Origin of the sequence: Streptomyces sp. E-08 (genome assembly GCF_049913095.1) — a bacterium.
Lineage (GTDB): Bacteria > Actinomycetota > Actinomycetes > Streptomycetales > Streptomycetaceae > Streptomyces.
The window spans coordinates 5,439,444-5,462,289 of the sequence record NZ_CP183971.1 but is presented as its reverse complement, the minus strand read 5'-3'; the positions used below and the strand labels follow the sequence as shown (position 1 = coordinate 5,462,289).

The following is a 22,846-nucleotide window of genomic DNA, read 5'->3' as shown; positions in this document are numbered from 1 at the left end:
TCACAGCAGGCTGCTCACACACCAGACGAGGTGCAGCGCAGGCTGTGAGGGGCCTCGTGCTTCAAGTCACTCCGACAGCGTGGTGAGGTCCACGCCGAGCTCCTGAGCGAAGGCTTCAATCTCGGCCAGGGCTGAGCGGAGGTCTCCGACCACGGACCGAGTCAGTACGTCAATAGACTTCGTGGGCTCTTTGGCTGCCGAGGCTTCAGGGCTGAGGCGGGCGATGTCCAGGTTCACCTGGTTCTGGGCGAGGAGCTCAGCGGCGTTGTGGCGGCGGAATCGGTCGGACTCCTCACGGTGCTTGCGATCCGGGTCCGAAGGGTCGAAAGCCTGCTTCTCGAAATCGGCCAGATGCTCGGGCTTCATGGGGTTCTTCTTGAGGGTGAAGCGGCTGCCCGTACGGAGGTCGTACGTCCACACGTAGGTGGTATGCGGCGGGTCGTCGTCCGCGCGGTGTCCAGGGACTGCTTCGAAGAAGAGAACGTGGGCCTTCACACCGCCCGCGTAGAAGATATTCTCTGGCAGACGCAGCATGGTATGCAGGTTGTAGCTGGTGAGCAGTTCTCGGCGGACCAGATCACCCACACTGCCGGCACCCCCCTCGTACAGGACACCGTCGGGAACGATCACGGCTGCCCGGCCTTTGTCAGTTAGCTGGGTTCCGATGTGCTGGAGGAAGTTCAGCTGCTTGTTGGTCGTCGTCTGTTCGCCCACCCAGAAGTCCGGACGGTTGTACGTGACGTTGTCGCGGTCATCCGCCTCTGCGTCGGCTTCCTTGCCAGACACGTTGATGCCCGACCTGCGGCCGAAGGGCGGGTTCGCCAGGACCACGCTTGCATGCCGCTCGGGAGGCTTGGCCAAAGCGTCACCGACCTCGATGATCGGCTTCCCGGTTGGGTCACCGAGTGAGTGCAGGAGGCAGTTCATCGCGGCGAGGCGTGCGGTCGCAGGCACGATTTCGTGACCCCAGATCGCCTCCGTACGGAGGTGGTGGAGGTCGTGGTCCGGAAGGTCGTCTCCGTATTCCCGCGTGATGTATTCATAGGCAGAGATCAGGAAGCCGCCGGTGCCGCAGGCCGGGTCGGTGATCGTGTCGTACGGCGTCGGGCGCATACACCGCACGATGGACTCGATCAGCACACGCGGAGTGAAGTACTGACCTGCTCCAGCCTTGGTGTCCGACGCGCTTCGGGCGATGAGAGCTTCGTACGCTGCGCCATTGATATCGGAACGGGCGTTGCGCCACTTCTCCTTGTCGATGAGATCGACAATCAGTCGACGGAGGTGGGCTGGATTCTCGATGTGATTACGGGCCCGATTGAAGATCAAACTGAGGGTGGTGTGGTCGTTCTGGTCACTTCGGCGGCCGAGGTCCGCGAGGAGCTTGCTGTACGCCTCCTCCAGCGGGTCGCCTTCGAGGTCAATCAGCTCAGGCCAGCCACGACCTCGCCACGCGGGAGCAGTAGGCAGCATGTGCTCGCGATCGGCCGGCGGCCGGTAAGCGTTGAGCTGCTCGGTCTCATCGGCCATCTTCAGGAAGACCAGCAGGCTGAGCTGCTCCAGATAGTTGGAAGCGGAGACGCCATCGTCCCGCAGGACGTTGCAGTAATTCCACAGGCGGTCTACGAGCCGGCGGGCTTCCTGGTTCACGAGTTGAACTCCAGAGGGAGGGTGGTCTGCTCGCCGTCGGCGAGGGTGGTGTCGTCTCTCCTTGCGGCAGACACGGGAGCGGCGGCCTTCGCGCGAGACCGGGCCGCCTTGCGTGCCGCCTTCCGCTCGGCCTCAGCGATCTCACGCTCGACGCGGATCCGCTTGAGCAGATCCTCGGCTGGCTCGTCGGCCGGGTCCTGGGGAACTAGACAACCGGAGAAGGCATCAGCGAGGAGCACGCGGCGCAGGGTGGCGGTGTGCGCGACAGCCTGTCGTGTGAGTTCCGCCAGGACTGTGAGGTGCCCCAGTGATCGCTCGCCTGCGGCCACCGCTTCGAGCTGCTCAGCTTGCGGAGGAATCGGCACGGGAAGATTCCGCACCTTGGACATGCTGATCGAGGCGAGGTTGACGCTCTGTTTGGCATGCGATTCGAACCAACCGCGAGCCGCTGAATTGGTATACCAGGCAAGCAGTTTGGGTTGAGTGATTGCATGCTGAATACGGGCTCGAAAGAGGTGGTTCTGGTGAATGCAATCCTCGATCTGATCCTCCCAGATCCACCCGCGGCCGAGTTTGTCCCGGTCGCCTCCTTCAGTCAGGAGTAGATCACCGCTCTCCAGGCGCAGCTTGGACAGTGTCTTCGCCGGAACTCTGATCTTGGTGACTTGGGACAAGTCGAGGCGTGCCCGCTGGGCGTTGGCGACACGCAGGTAAGGCACTTCGGGAAGCGCCTCGTCCGCCTGACGCTTCGAGTCTTTAGTCACCCCGCCGACGACCTCTGCTATATCGGACAGTCGGGACCACCTCCACCCTTTAGCAAGCTCGGGAAGTGCACCGCTGTCAAGATCAGCATCTGGGGAAGTAGGCGATGATGCAGGTACCGCTTTGGGGTCGATGAGGCCGGTGGCGGCCGCTGCCATAGTGGAGTTCTGTAGAGCATCAAGGTGCTCGAGCGCGGCACTCAGTTTGGCCTCGATTGCGTCGAGCCGGGCCAAGTGGGCGTCGAGGACGACGGCAATGCGCTGTTGTTCGGCGATTGGGGGGACAGCAACCGGCAATTGCTTGATCTTGGAGATGCTGATCGATGCCAGATTCACGCTCTGCTTGGCGTTGGCTTCGAGCCATGGGCGCGCGACAGAGTTGAGGTAGAGAGCCAGCAACTTAGGCTCGATAGCGGAGCCGGTGATACGAGCCCGGAATACGTGGTTCTGATGAATACAGGTGTCGATCTGTCCCTCCCAGACCCACCCCCGGCCGAGCTTGTCCCGGTCGCCGCCCTCGGTCATGAGGACATCGCCTGGTTGCAGTCGGTACCGCTCGACGGCATCGGCCGGAACCCGAATCGTCGCCACCTCGCCGAGGTCGAGCTTCATTCGTTGGACGTTCGCCACGCGCAAGTAGGGGACCCCAGGGAGGGAGGGGTCGCTCTGCCGCTTGGCGTCTTTTGTGACACCTCCGGCAACCTCGGCCAGGTCGTCCAGCGTCGCCCACGCCCAGCCATCCGGCAACCGTGATCTTCCGACTCCGCTGCCGTTCTCAACCTTGCCTGCGCTCACGCACCCAGTTCCCTGTCCAACTCATCCACCAGCTCGCCCGGCTTCCACCGGCCATCCCTGAAGGCATCCACGAAGTCTCCGTAGCCTCCGGCCGCCGCTCGCCGGCCCTCGTCCAGCGAGGCCACCGTCAGCGTGGCATTGGCCGCCACCACGTTCACAACCTGCCGTAGCCATGCCCGCTGTCGGTCGTCGAAAGCAACGCCAGCCGTCTCCTGGCGGGCGAGCCACCCCGCAAGGCGACCCTCAACAATACTGCGATATGGCCGAAACTCATTCCCGTCGAGCCTGAGCTCGTACCGCATAACGGACAGGAACTCGACCAATCCCGCGTTCCGCCTCGCGGCACCCCGGGCGATCTCCAGGTCCACGTACGCTTTCCAGAGCTTGGCTTCGGTCCATTCCCGCCGGGTCGCCCGGACCTTACCGATCAGTGCCTTGAGCTCACGGAGCACCTCGCGGGGCGGTCGCCGCTCCTGGAAGGCGATCCTGAGGGCCAGCATGTCGTCCTCATGCTCGGCCATGTACGCCCGCCAGTCGTCGACGACCCTGCGGGCTTCCTCCTCGTTGCGCAGCCCGCGCGCCTCAAGGAGCTGGTCCTGGCTGAGGTGGTCGATGAGCAGCCAGCTGTCCTGAGCGGCTCTGACGAGCGCGGCGCGCAGCTCCTCGCTCGCGGCCAGCAAGCCCACCGCATCGGTGATCTCCACGTCCTCTTCCGGAGCCGAGCTCTCGGCCCGTACAAAGGCTGGCTTCTCGGCGTCTGCGGCCCGGACCAATGAGCGGACAAGTCCCTCGTAGGTCTGGTCGGCCTCCAGGTACTCCTCAATAGCTGCCCGGCCCCGCTCATCGAGGCGGCGTCCGAGGCGGCTGAGGCGGCCGGCGAGGGTGGCGATGTCGTCTGGGTGGAGCAGTTCGCCCTTCTCACAGGCTCGCAGGAGCCGCTCCAGGCTCGGAACAGGTTCGGCGTCATCCCGCACCAGCGGGCGGGCATCCGTCTTCGGGTGCTCAGTGACGCCCACCGCGTCGACGATCACAAACCGGTCCTTGTGGACAGCGTCCGCTGTGACCTTCACCAGATCGAGGTCCTTGACGGTGCGGGCCCCGCGCCCCTTCATCTGCTCGAAGTAGGACCAAGTCTGGATGTCCCGCATGAAGACCAGGCACTCCAAGGCTGGAATGTCCGTACCCGTGGCGATCATGTCGACGGTCACAGCAATGCGCAGGTCGCGCTTGTTGCGAAAATCGGACAGCGCCTTATCAGGGAGGGAAGCCTGGCTGGTGATCTTCCGGCAGAAACCATCCCCAGCTCCGCCGAAAGCAGTGCGTACGGCCTCCACGATCGCGTCGGCGTGCAGGTCGTTCTGGGCGAAGAAGAGGGTCTTGGGGACAATCTCCCGGCTCTGAACCTCGCCGGTTTCCTGATCGACGGTCGGCGGGAAGATCTCGGTGAAGAGGTTGTCGCGGAAGGTCTCCACGACCAAACGGATCTGGTCCGTGGAACGTACCCGCTGATTGACCTCGGTGCGGGCGTAGGTGTCGTCCGCCTCCACGCTCTGCCAGTGCTCGGCACGGGTCAGCTTGTGGACCTTGGCGATGACGGAGTTGACCTGCTGGACGGTGCCGTCCGGATGGACCTCCGTGCTCAATGCGGGTATCACCGATCCCTGCTCGGTGATCCGTGTTCCGATCTTGTAGATGTCGTAGTCGACATTGACACCATCGGCGACAGCCTGTTCGTACGTGTACTGGCTGACCAAGTTGTTGTCGAAGAAAGCGAAGGTCTGGTGGATCGGCGTCGCGGTGAGACCGATCACATGGGCGTCGAAGTACTCCAGGACCGGGCGCCACCGCCCATAAATGGACCGGTGGCACTCGTCAACAATGATCACATCGAAGAAGTCGGGCGGCAGGTCGGGACAGTAGCCCACAGACGCCACGCTGCCCGCAAGGCGGTCGGCCCGTTCCGTCTCGAAGGTGTCGTCGTCGTCGGCTGGCACGGGGATCCCCGAGAGCTTGCACCACAACCGCTGGATCGTCGAGATCACGATCTTGTCTGAGTCCGCGACCGCGCCCTTGCTAAACAAGCGCAGCGGCATCTGCTCGTGCAGGGGCGTCTTGGCCCCCAGCGGAACGAAGTCCCGGTACTCGTTGTACGCCTGTTTGCCCAGGTTGTTGCGGTCCACCAGGAACAGCACCCGTCGGGCGCCCGCGTGTCGCAGCAGGCGGTAGCTGCTCTGCACGACGGTGTAGGTCTTACCCGCACCAGTCGCCATCTGGATCAGCGCCCGCTGGTTGCCGCCGGCGAGCGACTTCTCCAACGCCTTGATGGCCTTGTACTGCGCGGACCTCAGCCGCTTGTAGTCGAGGCGCACGGTCGGGAGCTTCCGCAGGCGGGCGCGGAAAGTCGGCGCGGTCGGCATCCGCTCAGCCTCACGCATCCAGCGTTCCATCGTGGCGGGCTGGTGCGGGGCAATGACGCGGCGGCTGCGAGCACCGCCCTCAGGGCTGTCAGAGGCGGAGGCGCCGTCTAGATATTCGGCGTCCAGAAGGTTGCGGAATCTCCAGGTGGCGCCGTTGGTGGCGTACTGGAACGGCAGGGGGTGGTTGCCCCGCCAAGCCCGGTCGGCGTGCCGGCCCGCGATTCTGGCGGCCTGTTCGGCAGCAGCATCAAGCAGATCCTGCTCCTCTTCCTGCGCGGGACCGGCAGCAACGATCCCGCAGAGCCGACCCTGCACGTATAGCGTGAAGAGGACCAGAGTGGGCGAGACCGGGGAACGCACCGCCTCATGGGCGACACCTAGCTCACGTTCGCTGGGCCCGTAGACCCGCCAGCCCGAGGCGGCCAGAGCTGTTTCTACCGTCCTGGCCCACTCCGGTGCGGCGCCGCTCATGGTCCCTCCCCCAGTACGTCCCTCTCCGGACCAGTCAGTCGTCCGTACACCGATTACAGCAGCCGGTGTACGCGGCCCGGGACCGTACGCGAAGATCAAGCCGGGACTGCCGTTATCACCGACGGTCCGTAAAGTGGGCGACATCACACACGGCGTACGTGATGTCACGCCGAGGGAGGGACAAGCCGGTGTACGTGGCGGGGCTCAGAGTGGACGGGGTGCGTGGTTTCCACGGGCCTCGCGCCTGCGACCTCGATTTCACCCGTCCAGCCGGCGGCTATGCCGGCTGGACGGTGATGGCCGGGCGGAACGGCTCGGGCAAGACCACACTGCTGCGCATGATCGCGCTCACGCTGACCGGTGAGCGCCGGGCACACCAGCTGGAACCGGAGCTCGAGGGGTACCTGACGCACGGTGCCACCCGCGGTTCCGCCGTGGCCAAGGTCGTCGCGAACCGGTCCGCCGACACTATGGCTCAGGACGGGAACGGGCTAGTGGAGGCACGGCTCGACTGGCGGCCCGAGCAGGACGCCAGCCTCTTCGACGAACTCATCGAGGACTATGAGCCACCCACCGAGGTGGTCTTCTCGGCCCCCCGGCCCCTCGCCTCCGCACTGTGGTCCTCGGCCCCGCCGCCCGGCTGGTTCTGCGCCGCGTATGGCCCCTTCCGACGCCTCACCGGCACCGGCCTCTACGAGCGCACTCCGCAGCAGCTTGACCGGGCCGCCGCGCTCCGCACCCTCTTCGAGGAGCAGTCGGCCCTAACTGAAGCCTTCGATTGGCTGCTCTCCCTCCACCTGCGCACCTTGGAGGAGCGCCCCGGAATCGGTCAGCTGAAAGCCTGGGTGCTTCGGCTACTCAATGACGGGCTGCTGCCGGATCGCTACTACATCGAGGATGTGGACTCGGAGGGGATGTGGCTTCGGCGGCAGGGTGACAGCGGCCCGGAGGGCGCCCGGACCGAGCTGCGGCGGATGAGCGATGGTCAGCGGACCGTTATCGCTCTAGTCCTGGACATCGTCAGGCAGATGCACGCAGCGTACGGGGACCTCGGCTTCGAGGAACACGTCGGCGGCAGGATCGTACTGCCGCACCCGGGCGTGGTGCTCATCGATGAGATCGACGCGCACTTGCACATGACCTGGCAAAAGAACATCGGCCAGTGGCTCACGACGCACTTCCCAGCGATCCAGTTCATCGTCACCACCCACAGCCCGTACATCTGCCAGGCAGCAGACCCAGGCGGGCTGATCCGGCTGCCGGGCTCGGGGGAGCAAAAACCGCCACAGGTGGTAGACGGAGAGCTGTACGGGCGGATCGTTTTTGGGACAGGGGACGACGCAGCACTATCGGACTTGTTCGGCCTGGACTCGCCGTATTCCGACGAGGCACGTGAACTGCGAAGCAGATTGGCCGAGTTGGAGTACGACGTCCTGCTTGGGCGGGCCGACGCCGTAAAGACCGAGGAATACCTGCGCCTGCGCGATCGCCTGTCCAGTTCACCCGTGGCCCGTGTAGATGAAGTGATGGAACGATACCGGCTGTCCCGGGAGCGCGACGCGTGATCCCAATCCAACGTCTATCGCTGCCCGAGGCCGTGACGGCACGCATGGCGGTACTCACGGAAAGGATCGGGCTAAGGGACACAGCAAGTGGCCTGCGCAAGAAATACGCGGATAACCTGTGGAACGAAGAGGCCGACGTCAAGAGGGGGCTGCGCGAAGTACTCCTCAAAATGGCTCCGGGAGTCCTCGGCTGCTGCATGTACTGCGGTGGTTTTACCGCGACCGATATCGAGCACTTCGAACCACGGGAGCACGACGCGCTCAAGACCTTCTTCTGGCCCAACCACCTTTTGGCGTGTGGCCCGTGTAACAGCACGTACAAGCGGCACTGGTGGGAGTGTGACGAGGAGACCGGCGAGCCCCTGCTGATCGACCCGACCCGGGACGACCCGTTCGACCACTTGCTGCTGAACCTCAGGGAAGGCAAGTACCGCGGTGAGACGGACAGGGGGCGGACGACTATCAACGTGCTCGCCCTCAACCTCCCTGAGCGACGCTTGGTCGCTGGCCGGAAGATTGCCCGGCTGAACATTAGGTCTGTAGTGAGGGACTGGGGCCGGGCCTGGCAACAGGGAGACGCGGAGGCCCAGCGCGATGCCCTGGACGTACTAAAGGGGCAGCCCTTCGCCGATGTGTGGCAGGCGATGTTGCGCCAAGCTGTGCTCCCGGGAGCAGCCTTGGTCATGAGCGATGAGCCACCCGAGATTCTCTCCCTCTTGCGGAATGAGGAACTGCGTGCGGCGACGCTGATCCAGTTCCCTCTGCAGCCAACGACGGCAGAGGCGACCTGACACAGCCATCCCCGGAGATCAGCCCTTACGTTGCCTCGCCGCACATAGCGTTCGACCATGTCGTGGGAGGCGCACGACAACTGGTGCGCTTGGCCTCCGCCGGACGCCGCATAGTCACGCAGGTAGGGTGCGCAACTAATTCCATCCGTCGAGCGAAACCTGAGAACTTCCCGCCAAGTACTGGTGTAGAGCACTCGCGGTGGTGTCGACGAAGGTTTCGGGGATGGCGTCGGCGTCAACCCACCGGACCTGGGAGTGCTTGCGGGGTTCGCGGTTTTCGGGTTCGCCGGTCCATTCGTGGGCGGCGAAGACGACCGTGAGGAAGCCGTTGGGGGCTTCGACGCCCCAGGCGCCGTGGATGATGTGGGCGACCTTGAGGGACTCGGGCTTCACCGTGAGGCCGGTCTCCTCGTAGAGCTCGCGGACGGCGGTCTCGGTGATCGGCTCGCCAGGTTCACTCTTGCCGACGGGGAGGTCCCACATGCCCTGGGCGAACTTTGCGTTTTCGCTGCGCTGGAGGAGGACGACGCGGTTGGTGGCCTTGTCGTGGACGATCACGGCGGCGACCAGCAGGGTCATGGATTCCAGGGCCGGCTTAAGGGCCTTCGGCTGGGCGTTGGTCTGCTGGGCCACGGTGTTCCCTTCGTCGGGCGGGTTGTTGGGCATGTTAGGCGAGGGCTTCGCGGGCGCGGCGGGCGAGATCGGCGGCGCCGGGCACCTTGCGCCGCTGGTAGAGCGCGAGGGTGGAGCGGATCGAGGTGATCGCCTTGCGGGCGCGGTCGGAGGTCATGCCCTCCATGAGGGCGAGGGCCTGGGTCCAGGCGGCGACGGCTTCGTCGGCGCGGGCCTGTGCGGCGAGGCTGTCGCCGAGGTCGGCGTGGGTGAGGGCGTGGACGCGCTTGTACTTCTCGGGGTCCCAGCGGGTGAGGGCGTCGCGGTGCTGCTGTTCGGTGCCGATGTGGTCGGCGAGATCGGTCAAGGTGCGGGCGGTGTGGCTGGCCACGGTGCCGGCGGCGGGGCCGCTCACGTGGGAGTAGCTGGGCTGGGGGCCGTCGTCCCGTAGGAGGGCGTCCTCGGCGGCGAGCAGGGCGCGTGCGGCCGACGGGTTCTCGTCGGTGGCGGCGTAGGCGCGGGCGTGGGTGATGTGGAGGAGAGCCTCGGTCTGGCCGTCGACGTGTCCGAGACCCGTGCGGAGGGCGCCTTCGACGAGGTCGACGCAGTGGTGGGGCTGTTTGAGGCTGAGGGCCTGGTGGGCGAGGGCGCGCATCATCCAGGCGGCGTGGCCGTGGGGGTCGGCTTCGCAGGCGAGCTTGTAGCCGACCTGGTAGTAGCGCTGGGCGGCACCTTCCTGGCCGAGGTCGTGGTGCTTCCACCCTGCGAGGTAGGCGAGTTCAGCGACGGCACCGAAGGCGGCCCGGCGTAACGCTTCGCTGGGAAAGCGTCCGCGCAGCATGGGGGCGGCTGTGTCGGCGAGGTACGCGGTGACGGTGGTCAGGCCGTGCCCGCCGCCGAGGCGCTCGTCGGCGGCGCTGAAGGCCGCGGTGATCTGGCGTACGACGTCCACGTCCTCCGCACCGACCAAGGACGTGCCGGTGCGAGCGCGGAGCATGCGGGCGGTGGCTTCGTGGTCGTATCCGAGCGGCATGGCGACGCCGGCGGTGGTGAAGGCCGCGATGGCGAGGAAGCGGCGGCGCTCGACGTCGGCACGACCCAGGTCGGTGACTGCGAGGACGGGGTCGGCTTCCGCTGGCGCTTCGTCATCGCTGGACTGGAGGCCGATCTCGGTCTGGGTGATCGTGCGCCCCGCTCGTCGGGACAGCGCCTCGGCCAGGTACTGGCCTACCCGGCCCGAAGGGGCACGGGTGCCGTTCACCCAGTGCGAGACGGCCGACTTGTTGGTCTGGAGGATCTCGCCGTTCTCGGCGGCGATGCGCCGCACGTCTCTGGCAAGAGCCTCGTAGGTGCAGCCGGCCGCGCCGATGACGTCGCGCAGAGGGAAGTTGGGTTCTCGCTGCGCCGCCACGACTGCCTCCGCCCTGGAGCTGTAAACCGCGTATACCGCTTCAACTGCCTTCCACCGTACCCACTGAGCGTGACCACCGGTTCACTTATCAGCAGCCGCCCGGAACGGCGCGACCGTGATCCAGGCTCCCCCTTGGTCCGGGCGGCACCCCGAAGTTCCGTACGCCCACACCAGGCTCGGGCATTCCTGTGCCCGAACCCGGCCAATCAGAGACGGAGACACGGTGACCACCATCAACACCACGGCCATCACGGTCGAGCTGCCCGAGGCGTTCGACCCGCGCTGGAGCCGCCTGCCCGGCATCCAGGTCGACGGCCGACGCATCACCATCGACCCGGCCCAGTACTTCTTCCGCTTCGAGTCGAACACCTGGCTCGTCGCCGACTGGGAGCTGGTCAAGTCCCAGCTCCTGGACGTGGACGAGACGACCGAGAGCACGGTCGAGCAGCTCGCGCTCGACTTCATCAAGCAGCACAGCGAGTCCACCTCCGACGCGGCCCGCGTCCTGGCCACCGCGTACGAGGTGTACGCCTACCTCTTCCGCGACGAGCACCTGGCCGGCCTCAGCCTCCCGCAGATCACCCCCGACCACCTGCGGATGCTCCGCGAGGCGGCCACGCTCATGGCGCTCAATAAGGTCGAGCTGGACGGTCATATCTCCAACGTCGGCCCGTGCTGGTTCTTCCCCGCCGCCACCTCCGTCGTCTTCGACCTGGACGACAAGACGGGAGGGATGCTCGACGAGGTCTACCACGGCGGCTGGTTCAACGAGCACCGCCGGATCGAATCCATCAAGGCCCACGCCGCCCTCGGCGGCCGGCTCGTGCACGGCTGCCAGTCCGTGCCGGACCAGTCCGGCGGCGTGGTCGCGCCCTACGGTGCCTCGATGGCGAACTTCCGTGACGACCTCGCCGCGTTCAAGGCGGGCTGGATCGAGCAGGTCTACGCCCACCGCGTGAACCCCGCCGCGTAACCCACCACCCGATCAGGCTCCGGGGCGGGCCGGCATCCCTCGCCCGCCCCGGACGCCACCACCCCTCCCCGGAGCCCTCACGTGACCACGAACCCCAGCGCCGAACTCCTCGACAACCTGCTCACCGTGGCCGGCCGAACCACCGCCGTACGGGAGGAGGTACGCGTGTGGTCCATGTCCGGCGTCGAGCGCGTCACTTTCCCCAACGACACCACGGCCATCTTCAAGTACGCCAAGAAGCCCTTCGACAGCGAGGACCAGGCCCTCCGGCTGGCCCACACCTTCGGTGTTCCTGTCCCCCAGGTCCACGCCTCCGCCGTCCTGGACGGCTGGCTCGGCATGCTCATGGAGGACCTCGGACCGTCCGTCCGCGAGGCCGACGACCTTGACGGCGTCGCCGCGGCCGTGGTCCTGCACGGCGCCCGTACGGCTCCGCCCTTGCCCGTACTCGACCAGGGCCGGCTGCGGACGCTGCCGACCCGGGCGCTGGAGCATCTCGAACGGCTGCGCAAGGCCGATCGGTGGCAGGACGCCGACGGCGTCGAGGACGCGCTCGACCGTATCGCCCAGGCCGCAGAGGCCCGCTCGGCCGGAGCGACGCTGGAACCGTTCGGATGGGTGCACTCCGAGTTCCACCCCACCAGCCTCCACATCGGCGAGCACGGCTGGCGGCTGCTCGACTTCGCCCGCGCCTTCACCGGCCCCGGCCTGCTCGACCTCGCCAGCTGGCACGGAACCATCGAGCCCCCACACTCCGTCCGCCTGCGCGTCTTCCTGGAGCAGTACGTCACCGCCGGCGGCACCCCCGACGCCCTCGCCCCGCGCGGCGGGCTCACCGCCGAGAACTGGGCCCTGGGCTGGCACCGCATGTGGGCCGTCGAGTGGTTCATGGAGCAGGCCATCCGCTGGATCAACGACCCGGCCACCGACCCCGCCTACATCAAGGCCGTCCGCCGCCACCTCACCGACGTCCTCCACCTCCTGGAGATCTGACGTGCTCGCCCAGGCATCCCCCTGGCACGCCCACGCCCTAGCGACTCCTGGAACTCGGCTGCGGCCCCGGCCACAACGCCGCCCACCTCGCCACCCGCCACGGCGCCCACGTCACCGGCGTCGACCTGGTCGGCCTCCAGGTCCGCCGCGCCCGCTCCCACTACGGACGGCTGAACAATCTCGCCTTCGTCGCCGGCCACGCCCTGCACTACCTGCACGCCTCCGACGAGCAGTTCGACGCGATCTACTCCGTCTTCGGCGCCGTCGGTCTCGCAGCCCCCGAGCTGCTGCTCCCGGCCATCGCCCAACGCCTCACGCCGGGCCGGGTGCTCGCCTTCTCCGTCCCCCACCCGCTGCGCGGCGGCCGAAGCCCCTCGGGTGACGACCGACCTCGCCGCGACTACGTCACCCTTCCCGACCGCTCCCGGCTCCCCATCGCCCGCTGGGAGTTCTCCACGGACCGCTGGGAGAAGCACCTCAGCCAGGCCGGCTTCTGGCTCACCTCGGCCCAGGAGTTCCACGACCCCCGCATGGGCCACTGGCCCACCACCCTGCTGATCCGCGCCCGCAAGCTCTGACCAGCCATTCGCCCCGGCTTCCCTTGGAGGAACGGATGCGCCCGCCCTACCTGCTCCTCGACATCGACGGCGTCCTCATACCCTTCCCCGACGTGGATGGTTCGATCCCGGCCACTCACGCCAGCCACGACGTCGTCCCCAACGGCCGGAGCGCCGACAACCCGGTCACTGTCTGGCTCCACCCCGACCACGGCCGCCTGCTCATGGACGTGATCCGTACCGGCCTGGTCACCCCCGTCTGGTGCACCAGCTGGCGGCAGGACGCCACCACCCTCATCGGCCCGCTTCTGGGCCTCCCGGACCTGCCGTACGTCGACCTGCCGCGCCCCCAGATCACCACCAGCCACCCCAACGGCTACCTCTGGAAGCGCGACCACGTCGACGCCTGGCTGGACGACGCCCCCGCCGTCTGGATCGACGACGACTTCACCGGCCTCGACCATGCCTGGGCGGCCGAGCGCACCGAGAAGGGAACGGCGACCCTCCTCGTTCAGCCTGACCCGCACCTCGGGCTGCAGCCCGAGCACCTGACCGAGGTGACGAAGTGGGTCGCGCAGTTACCCACAGTCCGAGCCGCCTAACGACTGATGCCCTCGCTGACACGGGCAGCGAGGGCATCAGGGTGCGTTGTTGGGTCTGGCTGCCTGGGTGTCTTGGGAGTCGGGATCCAACTCAGGCAGTGCCGACTGCCCTGCCGGACCTACGGATCGGCTGGCCGAGAAGCTTCTCTACCTCCGCGGATGCGGCGTCGAGGAGTTCCTGACCGAACAGACAGAGGGACTCTTCCCAGGGGTGCCCAAAACTGCCTATACGGAAGTCTTCCGAGAGGTAGATGTAGTAATCCCCGTCGGGGTACGGACTCAAAGGCCATGCCGGCTGCCCAGGGTCACCGACGCCCTGCGGTGCGAAGCGATACGACGTGTGCTGCCAGTCGAGCGCGAGCAGCGTTCCGCTCGGGCCAATGCAGGAAGTCAGCCCCTGCTCGACCACCTCGACCAGGCGGTCCAAACGCTCGTATTCAGGGTCGTCGTCAAGCGCGGCAAGGCTCCAGGTAACCGATGCGACGGGCTCCTTGATGGCTGGCCACTTGGAAGAGCTCGTACTCGGCTGAAACTTGAACTCGTCGTAGAAGCGGTCCCAAACGCGTCGATACTCGGCCTCAAGCAGCTCGACCACGGGACTCTCCATCATGGCCCGATCCTATCGATTCGCCCGTGTGAGGATCGGAGATAGGTCCTTCACGGACCCTCGGCCCCCTCCACTCGGACCATCAAGGCATTGCGTGAGAGGTGGGGCACGGCCTGATAGCCTGCGATCTTCGCCGGTCGCCCGGACGGAGTCCCCCGGCAGGTCTTCATGTCTTGCTCTGAGCAACTCACGACAGCTCTCGATGCCCTGGACCGCGCCTTCGCCTCAGAAGATCCCTTCCTCGTCACAGGGTGCACGTACTGCTACGTCGAGCAAGACTTCGCCGAGCTCTCCGGGCCACTGCACCTCATAGCCGACGACCTGGTCTCCTCGGTTGCCGCAGAGGTGCCTGATCATTGGGGGGACTTCCCTCGTCTCTATCGCCGCCTCGTCCCGCGCATCATTCGCCCACTCGTCACCGGCCAGCTCCACGTCGACGAGGAGCTCATCGCCTCCCGCCTGGTTCAGGCCAGCTGGACTACCTGGGACTTGCCCTTGGCCGAGGCCCTACGGGACGTCTGGTCCGCTTGGTGGCAGAGCACGCTGCATACCCACCCCAGCCCCGTGCCCGTCAGGGATTCCCTCAGCCTCATCACCGTGGCCACCAACAGCCTGCGTCCTTGGCTGAACGCATGGACCATGACCAATACGCCAGCCGCCGACGCGCACTTGGCAGACCTCGTTAACGACGTGATGTTCGAGTTCGAGATCACCGACTTGCGCATGGGCTTCTACGATGAGTACGACGCCACTGCCGAGCTGTTGGGCTGGCTCCTCACCGAAGTGCGCGATCGCGTCATCGACACACGTCTCGACGACCCCTTCCTCTATGAGCACCTTCAGGCAACCGCTCAGCGCTCCATCTGATCCGGTACGCCATCCGGAACTGAACGGAAAGCCCCGTCTCCTCAGGGTTGGGCTTCCCCCGAGGGAACCCTTCCGATGTTCCCTCGGGGAACGTGTCGCACCAGGGGGCTGCGCCGGCCTTCGCCTGCCAATCCCTTCGTCGGGAATCTGACTGGGAGAAACCGGGGTCAGCGGTGCCGACTGCGCTCTTCGGGCCTCATGGCCACTGGTGTGGCCGGAGGGTGTGGCGTGGCGGACGTGGGCGACGTTCCGCTGGTGGTGCTTCGGCTGCGAGCCGCTTGCGTCCGCCGGTTCGGCTGAGCGGTGATGCGCCAGTTGAGGACCTCGGCGGGGCCCTCGGCGCTGTCGAGTTCCCGCTGGACGCCCACCTCCGCCAGGAGACGTCGGGGATTGTGGCTGGCGGTCTCCGCCCGGGCGAGGGTGGTGGTCAGGGCGGTCCAAGTGGGGTCGGCGAGGATCCGGTCGGCGTGGTCGGGGAGGACCGCACGAATGTCCTGCTCGTAACGGCGGGCGGTTGCGGCTCGTGGTGCGCGGCGGGCCAGGTCCGCCAGGGCGGGTGCGGCGGCCTGCTGGTAGCCCGCCTGGAGGTGGCGGAAGGCTTCCTCGGCCGCAGCGGCCTGCTGTTCGTGGCCGCGCTGCTCATGCCACTTGGCGGCGGCGCGGGCCAGGTGCACGGTGGCGAAGAGCAGGGCGACGGCGAGTCCGCCCGGCTCGCTGGAGGCATAGGCAAGTTCCTTGGCGGCCTTGCGCAGAGCGGTGGCGGCCTGGTGGTCGGCACGGGTGGCGGAGCGGCGGGCGCGGTTGAACGCCATCGCCGCCGCCCGCAGTTCCGCCCGGTGAGGGCCGGTCGTGGCGCTGGCGATGTTGTAGAGGGCATCGCCGAAGGCAGCCAGGTGGCCCTGGGCGGCTGCATCGTCACCGGAGCCGAGGACGGTGTGGGCTGCGTGTATGGCGGTGGTGGTGTGGCGCCATGGGGCGGCGGGGTCTGCCAGGTACCGGGGGCGGTCGGCCAGCTTCTGGTCGAGGAGGCGTTCGCGTAGGCGGTTGATGGAGAGGTCGGGGGCGAGTTTCGAGCCGCCGTACCAGACGGGTTCGCCGGCTGCGTTGGTGTCGCCGGGGGCGGCGAGGCTGTAGCCGATCACGTCGCCTGTCTCGGGGCCGATGCGTGTCTTGACCTTGATGCCGAGGGACTGCAGCACGGTGAAGTAGTCGGCTTCGGTTTGTACGGCGGCGGCGACCGCGTACGCCTGCTCGCGGAGCCAGTGCCGTGCCGTGACCGTCTGGCCCTGGCGCTCGGCCTTGGCGCGTTCGGCGCCGGTGGCGGTGCGGGGCGCGGTGAGGTCGCCGGACTTCAGGCGGCGCAGGCCGAACTCGGCCTCGATCTTGCGGCACTCGGCTTGGGCCCGCTGTCCGTCGCGGTGGGTGCGCGGGCGGCGCCCGTCGGCGCGGACGGTGGTGGCCATGAGGTGGATGTGGTCGTCGGCGTGGCGCACGGCGATCCACCGGCATGCCTTGTCGTCACCTTCGGGGGCGATGCCGGCGGCGTGCACTATGCGGCGGGCGACCTCGGCCCACTCGGCGTCGGTGAGGTAGCGGTCGCCGGGCGCGGTGCGGACCGGGCAGTGCCAGACGTGCCGGGGTGGTTTCTTGCCGCCCAGTTCGCGGGTGCGCAGGTCGACGTGGTGGTCGAGGCGCTTGGCGAGGTGGGTGTAGGTGGCCTTGGGGTCGCGGCCGGGGTCGGGTGCGCCGGCCATGTCCCAGGCGGCGACGATATGGGGGTCGGTGTGTTCGTCGCGGCGGCCGGGGCCGAAAAGGTAGGCGATCAGTCCGCGGGTGTCGGAGCCGGTGGAGACGTCAGGAACCATGCGCGGTGCCTTCCGTCAGGAGCTGGTCGATCAGTCGGTAGCTGTTCTCTGCTGCTTGCTCGACGCGGTCCAGCACCGCCTCGGCACGCTCGGGCACTGTTCCTCGGTGGATGGCTGCGGTGATCTGGTTGAGGTTGCCGCCGATGCGGTTCAGCGCGACTGTGTGTGCCTCGACGGCCTCGACTAGCGGGCGGATGGGATCGTCCTCCGGGCTGCCGACCAGTCCCGCCTTGCCGAGGGCCACGGCGAGGGCGGCGTCTCCGACGAATCCGGCGAACTTCTGACCGCGCTGGTGAGCGGCGGCGCTGATCACGCTCACAGCGGTCCGGGTGAAGCGGATGGTCTTCTCCTGGTCGCGCTTCTCCACGGTGCGCTTGCGGTTCATCAGCGCGGGCAGGACGGGGGCGTCGAGATCCCGCCAGGAGGGCCGCTCGGCAGGCAGCGAGATGTCGGTCGGCGGCTGAGTGCTCGGGGCGACGGACTCGGGTGCGGGCGGGCAGCTGGTCTCGGCTGTGCCCTCTTCCGGCTCGGGCGCCCCCTGGCGCTCGGCCTTCTCCTCCGCCACCCCTGGGGCGGGGGCAAGCGCGGACGAAGCCTCGTTAGAGGCTCGTTCGCTCCAGCTTGCTGCTGATCGGCGGGTCAGGCCGAAGAACCCCTTGCGGCGGCGGGTGGGGGCGTTGTCGGTGCTCGTTTCGGGCATGGTGACGCTCCGGTGGTCGTGTGGGTGGGGCTTCGTCACGTCCGTTGCATCCGTCCCGTAGCTGGTCAGGACAGGTACGGAGGCGGCCGCAGGTACGGAGTGATCCGTATCGGCGAGGAACTCCGTCCCCGCGCTGACCTGCACGGGGACGGATGCGACGGATTGATACGGAGCTGGTGTCAGCGCGTGGGCCTGGGGCCGGCAGGCCCGCCGGGCGGGCCGATGGGCAGCGTCCCGGACGGAGGGGCCGGTGGCTTGCGCTGGGCTCGACGTGCGAGCACGGCGTCGCCGGCTGCAGGGGCCGGTGGGGCGGGGTCTGGGCAGTAGCGGGCCCAGGCGTCGAGGAACTGGTTGCGGGCGTATGCCTTGGCCTGCCTGCCGTTCTCGAAGCGGTGGTTGGCCGGGCTGATGCCGAAGTCGCGCAGCAGGTTGGCCAGGTGGTAGGCGTTCAGGCCCTTCGTTCCGTACTCGGCCCACGGTGCCTCGGCGTCCTGGAGGAGGGCGGCGAGCAGGTCGTGGCTGCGCAGCGCCTCCGTGTTGCCCTGTTGCTCGAACACGCGGCGGATGTCGCGCAGCAGCCGGGTCTTCAGCGTCGTCTGCTCGTCCTGAACCACCTCGTTCCGGGTCATCGCCAGGCAGGCGGCGCGGGCCTGGGCGGGCCAGTGTCCGCCGGCCAGGTCGGCGACGATCACCAGGGGCTCCCAGGTGTCCGCGGCCCGGTCTTCGACCGGCATCGGTGGCACCAGCCGGTGCGCTGCCCCGCGCAGTGGAGTCAGCCATGCGGCCAGCCTGTCGCGCAGCGCGTTCAGTTCCGGGACGGAGTGCCGGGAGCGGAAAGGAGCGACCTTCTCGCCGGGCTTGCGCTTCTGCATGCGGAGCACGACGGCGCGGTCCATGATCGTGTCCGGCAGGTCGCCGATGCCTGCCAGCGCGGCCATGGCGAAGGTCGGGAACGCGGTCGGCTTGTGTTCCGGGCCGGAGATCCGCCAGGCGGGGCGGTTGCGCTGGTGTCCGGCGTTCAGCAGGCCACGCAGGTCCTCCTTGTCGCCGGCCTTGGGGCCGAAAATGGTGTCGGCCTCGTCGACCAGGAGCGTCGGCGGGTCCTCGCCGATGATCCGGAAGACCACCGCCGGCGAGGTGTTTACCGTCATCATCGGCCGGGACACGGTCTCGTGGAGCACGTCCAGGACACGGGACTTGCCGCAGCCCTTGGTCGGTCCCACCACCGCCAGGCGCGGCGCGTGCTGGAGGGCGGGCTGGATGTGGGAGGCCGCCACCCACAGGGTGGCCGCGGTCAGGGCCTCCTCGCTCGGCAGCACGACGTACCGGCCGATCGCGGCGCGCAGCTCGTCCAGTACGGCGGTCCCGTCCTGGTCCCGGTCCGCCGTGAGGCTGGCGCGCTCGCGGTCCCCAGTTCCCGGTCCGGGTTCGGGGACCGTCCCCGGAGCACCGTGGTGACCGTGGTCAACCCGGACCGTCGGTCCGGGTTCGTCTGCCGACTGACCGGAACTCTCCGCCCGGTCCCCGGCTTCCGGACCGGCTCCATGGTCCGGGTTCCCGGTCCGGTCGGTCAGGCCGCTGAGCTGGGCGTTCTCCGTCGGTCCGGGTTCCTGGTCCGGATTGACCGGATCTCCGGTCCGGGTTTCGGTCGCGGGCCGGTCCGGTTCCGGACCGACCGGACCAGCGGCACGGTCCGGTCGGTCACCGGTCCGCGGAGAGGCGGGCCGGCCGTCCGCCCGGTCCGGACGGTGCCACGGGATGCCCTGGCCGGGGACCGCAGTGGCAGGCCAGATGACCTTGTGGGATGTGTTCGAGGTGGAGGGGGACGTAGAGTCCTCCATCGACGTTCCTCTCAGGTGAGGGACGGGACGGGCAAGGTCCCGCCTCTCACCGGTTCGTTCGTTCAGGGATGGGCGACGTGCAGGGGAATCTCCGGCCCTCGGCGTTGGCGCGCCGGGGGCCGTTGCTGTGCCTGGGCCTGCTGGCGGCTCACGAGGCCAAGCCCCATTCCTCCTGGCCGTCGATCAGGGTGCGCTCGTAGCGCAGCAGCTCGGCCTCGGGGTAGAGCACCCGCTTGCCGACCTTGATGCCGCGCGGCCCCTTCCCGATGTGGCGCCAGTAGCGGACGGTGCTCTCGGCTGTGCGGTAGCGCTCGGCGACCTCGGTGGTGGTCAGGTATCGCATGCATTCCCATTCGGCTAGGTGGCGATTCGATCTGCATAGAGTTGTACCCCGGGATCGCCGGTTAACCAAATCGGGAAGCTCATGTTTCAATTGGGATAGCGACGGTGGCGATGGAGGTTCGATGGCAGGCGACAGGCCCGAGGGCGGCGAGGTGCCGCTGCTCTACAGCGAGGGGAACGTGGCCGCGCGCGTGGCGCTGGAGCGCGAGGTCAGAGGGTGGAGCACGACTGAGCTGGCCGAGCGGGTGACCAGAGCCGGCGTCAAGATGAACCAGACGGCGGTCTGGCGTATCGAGAACGGCACCCCCCGTCGGCGCATCAACCTCGACGAGGCTCTCGCCTTCTCCCGCGTCTTCGAGCTCCCTCTCGAAGAGCTCATGTCACCGCCTCTGGAAGGGCTCGACATCGCCAGCCGGCGGCTCGTCCAAGAGGCCGTCGAGGCGTTCTACGAGACCCGCGACGCGCGCGACCGCCTCCATCACGCCGTGGTCGCCATCGCCGACCACATCAAGGCCCATCCCGACAGCTCGCGGGCGATCCACGAGCAATGCCTCCGCCTCATGGGCGACGAGCGCGACGCTCGCACGCTCAGCAACGACATCGCGGACGGCGGCCACTACTGACAACCGACACGAAGGAGTGGCCACTTGGCCAACATCCAAAAGCGCCCCAACGGCAAATGGCGTGCCCGCTACCGCGATCTCGACGGCAAGGAGCACGCCCGTCACTTCGAGCGCAAGATCGACGCCCAGCGGTGGATCGACGAGGTCACGGCCAGCCTGGTCACCGGGCAGTACGTCGACCCACGGTCGGCGAAGAAGCCCTTCAAGGAGTACGCGGAGGAATGGCGGGCCATCCAGCCGCACCGGCCTTCCACAGCCAAGGCGGTGGCCCAGCACCTGCGCTGCTACGTCTACCCGGTCTGGGAGAAGCGGGCACTCGGCGCCATCAAGCCCGGCGACGTACAGAGCTGGGTCACCAGCCTGACCACCACGCACGGGCTGGCCGCCAGCACCTCACGGACGGTCTTCAACACGGTCAACGCCGTCTTCCGGGCGGCCGTCCGTGACCGCATGATCCCTCACAATCCGTGCGCCGAGGCAAAGCTGCCCTCGGTGCCACGGAAGAAGATCGTGCCGCTGGCCGTCGAGCAGGTGCGGACTCTGTCCGAGGAGATACCCGCCCGATACAAGGGCCTCGTGCTGCTCGGCGCGGCCACCGGGCTCCGCCCCGGCGAGCTCTTCGGCCTCCAGGTCCGCCACCTCGACCTGCTGCACGCGACCGTCTCGGTCGAGCAGCAGATCCAGCAGACCGCCAAGCACGGCGTGTACGTCTGTCCGCCCAAGACCGCTCGCTCGCACCGCACGGTCCCGCTCCCCCGCATGGCGGTGGATGCGATGAAGGCCCACCTGCGGGACTTCCCCGCCGATGGGCCCGAGAGCTGGATCTTCACGGCGCCGCAAGGCGGACCCGTGGTCTACACGCACTTCATGGACGGGTCCTGGCGGCCCGCCTGCGCGAAGGCCGGCATACCGAAGGGCACCGGACCCCACGCCCTCCGGCACCACTACGCCAGCCTGCTGATCAAGCACGGCGAGTCGGTGAAGACCGTCTCCGAGCGCCTCGGCCACACCAACGCGGCCATGACGCTGAACATCTACACCCACCTGTGGCCCGACTCCGAAGAGCGGACCCGGGCCGCCGTCGACAAGGCGTACGCGGACCAGTCCGCCGGCGCCCAGCCACAGGTCGACGAAGCGGCGTAGCCGCTCCCCCGCGCGCTGACCGAAGTCAGCACGCTGCGGACTCTGTGCGGACCGCAAAGGCCGCCCAACCCGCTCCGTCGCAGGTCAGACGGCCTTTCGCCGGACGTATCAGACGTTGAAGCGGAACTCCACGACGTCGCCGTCCTGCATGACGTACTCCTTGCCCTCCATGCGGGCCTTGCCGGCCGCGCGGGCGTCGGCGACCGAGCCCGTTTCGACGAGGTCGGCGAAGGAGATGACCTCGGCCTTGATGAAGCCCTTCTGGAAGTCGGTGTGGATGACACCGGCCGCCTCGGGGGCCGTCGCGCCCTGCTTGATCGTCCAGGCGCGGGATTCCTTCGGGCCGGCCGTCAGGTAGGTCTGGAGGCCGAGGGTCGCGAAGCCGACGCGGGCGAGCGTGGCGAGGCCGGGCTCCTCGGCGCCGACGGACTGGAGGAGCTCCATGGCGTCCTCCTCGTCGAGCTCGGCGAGGTCCTGCTCCAGCTTGGCGTTGAGGAAGATCGCCTCGGCCGGGGCCACGAGGGCGCTCTGCTCGGCCTTGAAGGCGTCGTCCGTCAGCTCGTCCTCGTCCACGTTGAAGACGTACAGGAACGGCTTGGTGGTGAGGAGGTGGAGGTCGTGCAGGAGCTCCGCCTTCTCCGAGCCCTGGACGATGCCCTGCGAGAAGAGGGTGTCGCCCTTCTCCAGGATCGCCTGGGCGGCCTCGACGGCGGCGACCTTCGGCGCCGTGTCCTTCTTGATCCGCATCTCCTTCTGGAGGCGCGGCAGGACCTTCTCGATCGTCTGGAGGTCCGCGAGGATCAGCTCCGTGTTGATCGTCTCGATGTCGTCCTTCGGCGAGACCTTGCCGTCGACGTGGACGACGTTCTCGTCCTTGAAGGCACGGATGACCTGGCAGATCGCGTCCGACTCGCGGATGTTCGCGAGGAACTTGTTGCCCAAGCCCTCGCCCTCGCTCGCGCCGCGCACGATGCCCGCGATGTCGACGAAGTCGACCGTCGCCGGGAGGATGCGCTGGGAGCCGAAGATCTCGGCCAGCTTGGTCAGGCGGGCGTCCGGGACACCGACGACGCCGACGTTGGGCTCGATCGTGGCGAACGGGTAGTTGGCCGCCAGCACGTCGTTCTTGGTCAGGGCGTTGAACAGGGTCGACTTGCCGACATTCGGCAGACCGACGATTCCGATCGTGAGCGACACGGTGGCGACTTCCTGAAGTGTGGATGGTGGGCCGATCCCCCAGTTTACGGGCGGGCTGAACCG

The 22,846-nt window shown here is 67.7% G+C and carries 19 protein-coding genes and 1 pseudogene; 9 read left to right on the top strand and 11 right to left on the bottom strand.

Annotated elements, in window-relative coordinates; all coding sequences use genetic code 11:
* Nucleotides 1-66 precede the first annotated feature (66 nt).
* Genes ACN9MM_RS25370 through ACN9MM_RS25360 form a run of 3 tightly spaced genes read right to left on the bottom strand, consistent with a single transcriptional unit; the run spans nt 67 to nt 6,094 of the window.
* Complete coding sequence (locus tag ACN9MM_RS25370; protein WP_426365911.1) at nt 67-1,650, bottom strand: N-6 DNA methylase; 1,584 nt, start codon at nt 1,648-1,650, stop codon at nt 67-69.
* Complete coding sequence (locus tag ACN9MM_RS25365; RefSeq protein ID WP_426365910.1) at nt 1,647-3,206, bottom strand: restriction endonuclease subunit S; 1,560 nt, start codon at nt 3,204-3,206, stop codon at nt 1,647-1,649. The genes ACN9MM_RS25370 and ACN9MM_RS25365 overlap by 4 nt, the downstream gene beginning before the upstream one ends.
* Nucleotides 3,203-6,094 carry a DEAD/DEAH box helicase family protein gene (locus tag ACN9MM_RS25360; protein WP_426365909.1) on the bottom strand — a complete coding sequence of 964 codons (2,892 nt, stop codon included), beginning with the start codon at nt 6,092-6,094 and terminating at the stop codon, nt 3,203-3,205. Before ACN9MM_RS25360 ends, ACN9MM_RS25365 begins: the two co-directional genes overlap by 4 nt.
* A gap of 161 nt (nt 6,095-6,255) precedes the next feature.
* Here ACN9MM_RS25360 and ACN9MM_RS25355 point away from each other — a divergent pair, with 161 nt between their 5' ends.
* Together ACN9MM_RS25355 and ACN9MM_RS25350 are read left to right on the top strand one after the other, a co-directional pair.
* The gene (locus ACN9MM_RS25355) at nt 6,256-7,659 is read left to right on the top strand and encodes an AAA family ATPase (RefSeq protein ID WP_426368825.1); all 1,404 of its coding nucleotides are present in this window, start codon (nt 6,256-6,258) and stop codon (nt 7,657-7,659) included.
* A gap of 44 nt (nt 7,660-7,703) precedes the next feature.
* A complete protein-coding gene (locus tag ACN9MM_RS25350) occupies nt 7,704-8,450 on the top strand; it encodes a hypothetical protein (protein WP_234020378.1) in 747 nt (248 codons plus the stop codon).
* A gap of 135 nt (nt 8,451-8,585) precedes the next feature.
* Here the strand turns inward: ACN9MM_RS25350 and ACN9MM_RS25345 are convergent, their stop codons facing one another.
* A complete protein-coding gene (locus ACN9MM_RS25345) occupies nt 8,586-9,116 on the bottom strand; it encodes an NUDIX domain-containing protein (RefSeq protein WP_426365908.1) in 531 nt (176 codons plus the stop codon).
* Between the two features lies 1 nt (nt 9,117).
* Complete coding sequence (locus ACN9MM_RS25340) at nt 9,118-10,473, bottom strand: tetratricopeptide repeat protein (protein ID WP_426365907.1); 1,356 nt, start codon at nt 10,471-10,473, stop codon at nt 9,118-9,120.
* Between the two features lie 223 nt (nt 10,474-10,696).
* Between ACN9MM_RS25340 and ACN9MM_RS25335 the strand changes: the two genes are divergently transcribed.
* The 4 genes and pseudogenes from ACN9MM_RS25335 to ACN9MM_RS25320 all read left to right on the top strand — a co-directional run bounded on the left by ACN9MM_RS25335 (nt 10,697) and on the right by ACN9MM_RS25320 (nt 13,598).
* Nucleotides 10,697-11,446, top strand: coding sequence for a hypothetical protein (locus ACN9MM_RS25335; RefSeq protein WP_426365906.1), 750 nt, complete (start codon nt 10,697-10,699; stop codon nt 11,444-11,446).
* A gap of 81 nt (nt 11,447-11,527) precedes the next feature.
* Nucleotides 11,528-12,439, top strand: a complete 912-nt coding sequence (locus ACN9MM_RS25330) for a phosphotransferase family protein (protein ID WP_426365905.1) — start codon at nt 11,528-11,530, stop codon at nt 12,437-12,439.
* Between the two features lie 41 nt (nt 12,440-12,480).
* Nucleotides 12,481-13,017: pseudogene (locus tag ACN9MM_RS25325) on the top strand (class I SAM-dependent methyltransferase); the annotation flags it as partial.
* A 35-nt stretch (nt 13,018-13,052) separates the two neighbouring features.
* On the top strand, nt 13,053-13,598 hold the full coding sequence (locus tag ACN9MM_RS25320; protein ID WP_426365904.1) for an HAD domain-containing protein: 546 nt from the start codon (nt 13,053-13,055) through the stop codon (nt 13,596-13,598).
* A 91-nt stretch (nt 13,599-13,689) separates the two neighbouring features.
* Here ACN9MM_RS25320 and ACN9MM_RS25315 read toward each other — a convergent pair whose 3' ends face one another.
* Nucleotides 13,690-14,193, bottom strand: coding sequence for a DUF2716 domain-containing protein (locus ACN9MM_RS25315; RefSeq protein ID WP_426365903.1), 504 nt, complete (start codon nt 14,191-14,193; stop codon nt 13,690-13,692).
* Between the two features lie 180 nt (nt 14,194-14,373).
* Between ACN9MM_RS25315 and ACN9MM_RS25310 the strand changes: the two genes are divergently transcribed.
* Nucleotides 14,374-15,072 carry a hypothetical protein gene (locus tag ACN9MM_RS25310; RefSeq protein ID WP_426365901.1) on the top strand — a complete coding sequence of 233 codons (699 nt, stop codon included), beginning with the start codon at nt 14,374-14,376 and terminating at the stop codon, nt 15,070-15,072.
* Nucleotides 15,073-15,239: 167 nt separating this feature from the next.
* On the opposite strand, the gene ACN9MM_RS25305 is transcribed toward ACN9MM_RS25310, so the two are convergent.
* The 4 genes from ACN9MM_RS25305 to ACN9MM_RS25290 form a co-directional block, all read right to left on the bottom strand.
* Nucleotides 15,240-16,937 carry a relaxase/mobilization nuclease domain-containing protein gene (locus ACN9MM_RS25305; protein ID WP_426365900.1) on the bottom strand — a complete coding sequence of 566 codons (1,698 nt, stop codon included), beginning with the start codon at nt 16,935-16,937 and terminating at the stop codon, nt 15,240-15,242.
* Complete coding sequence (locus ACN9MM_RS25300) at nt 16,927-17,502, bottom strand: hypothetical protein (protein ID WP_426368824.1); 576 nt, start codon at nt 17,500-17,502, stop codon at nt 16,927-16,929. The genes ACN9MM_RS25305 and ACN9MM_RS25300 overlap by 11 nt, the downstream gene beginning before the upstream one ends.
* A 314-nt stretch (nt 17,503-17,816) precedes the next feature.
* Nucleotides 17,817-18,992 (bottom strand): DUF3631 domain-containing protein, encoded by a 1,176-nt coding sequence (locus ACN9MM_RS25295; RefSeq protein WP_426368823.1) that lies wholly within the window; start codon nt 18,990-18,992, stop codon nt 17,817-17,819.
* A gap of 634 nt (nt 18,993-19,626) precedes the next feature.
* Nucleotides 19,627-19,821 (bottom strand): helix-turn-helix transcriptional regulator, encoded by a 195-nt coding sequence (locus tag ACN9MM_RS25290; RefSeq protein WP_385422922.1) that lies wholly within the window; start codon nt 19,819-19,821, stop codon nt 19,627-19,629.
* 121 nt (nt 19,822-19,942) lie between these two features.
* Between ACN9MM_RS25290 and ACN9MM_RS25285 the strand changes: the two genes are divergently transcribed.
* Nucleotides 19,943-20,443 (top strand): helix-turn-helix transcriptional regulator, encoded by a 501-nt coding sequence (locus ACN9MM_RS25285; RefSeq protein ID WP_426365899.1) that lies wholly within the window; start codon nt 19,943-19,945, stop codon nt 20,441-20,443.
* A gap of 24 nt (nt 20,444-20,467) precedes the next feature.
* Nucleotides 20,468-21,586: a tyrosine-type recombinase/integrase gene (locus ACN9MM_RS25280; protein ID WP_426365898.1), complete on the top strand. Its 1,119-nt coding sequence runs from the start codon at nt 20,468-20,470 to the stop codon at nt 21,584-21,586.
* Nucleotides 21,587-21,694: 108 nt separating this feature from the next.
* Here the strand turns inward: ACN9MM_RS25280 and ychF are convergent, their stop codons facing one another.
* Nucleotides 21,695-22,783 carry a redox-regulated ATPase YchF gene (gene ychF / locus ACN9MM_RS25275; protein WP_150266444.1) on the bottom strand — a complete coding sequence of 363 codons (1,089 nt, stop codon included), beginning with the start codon at nt 22,781-22,783 and terminating at the stop codon, nt 21,695-21,697.
* Nucleotides 22,784-22,846 lie beyond the last annotated feature (63 nt).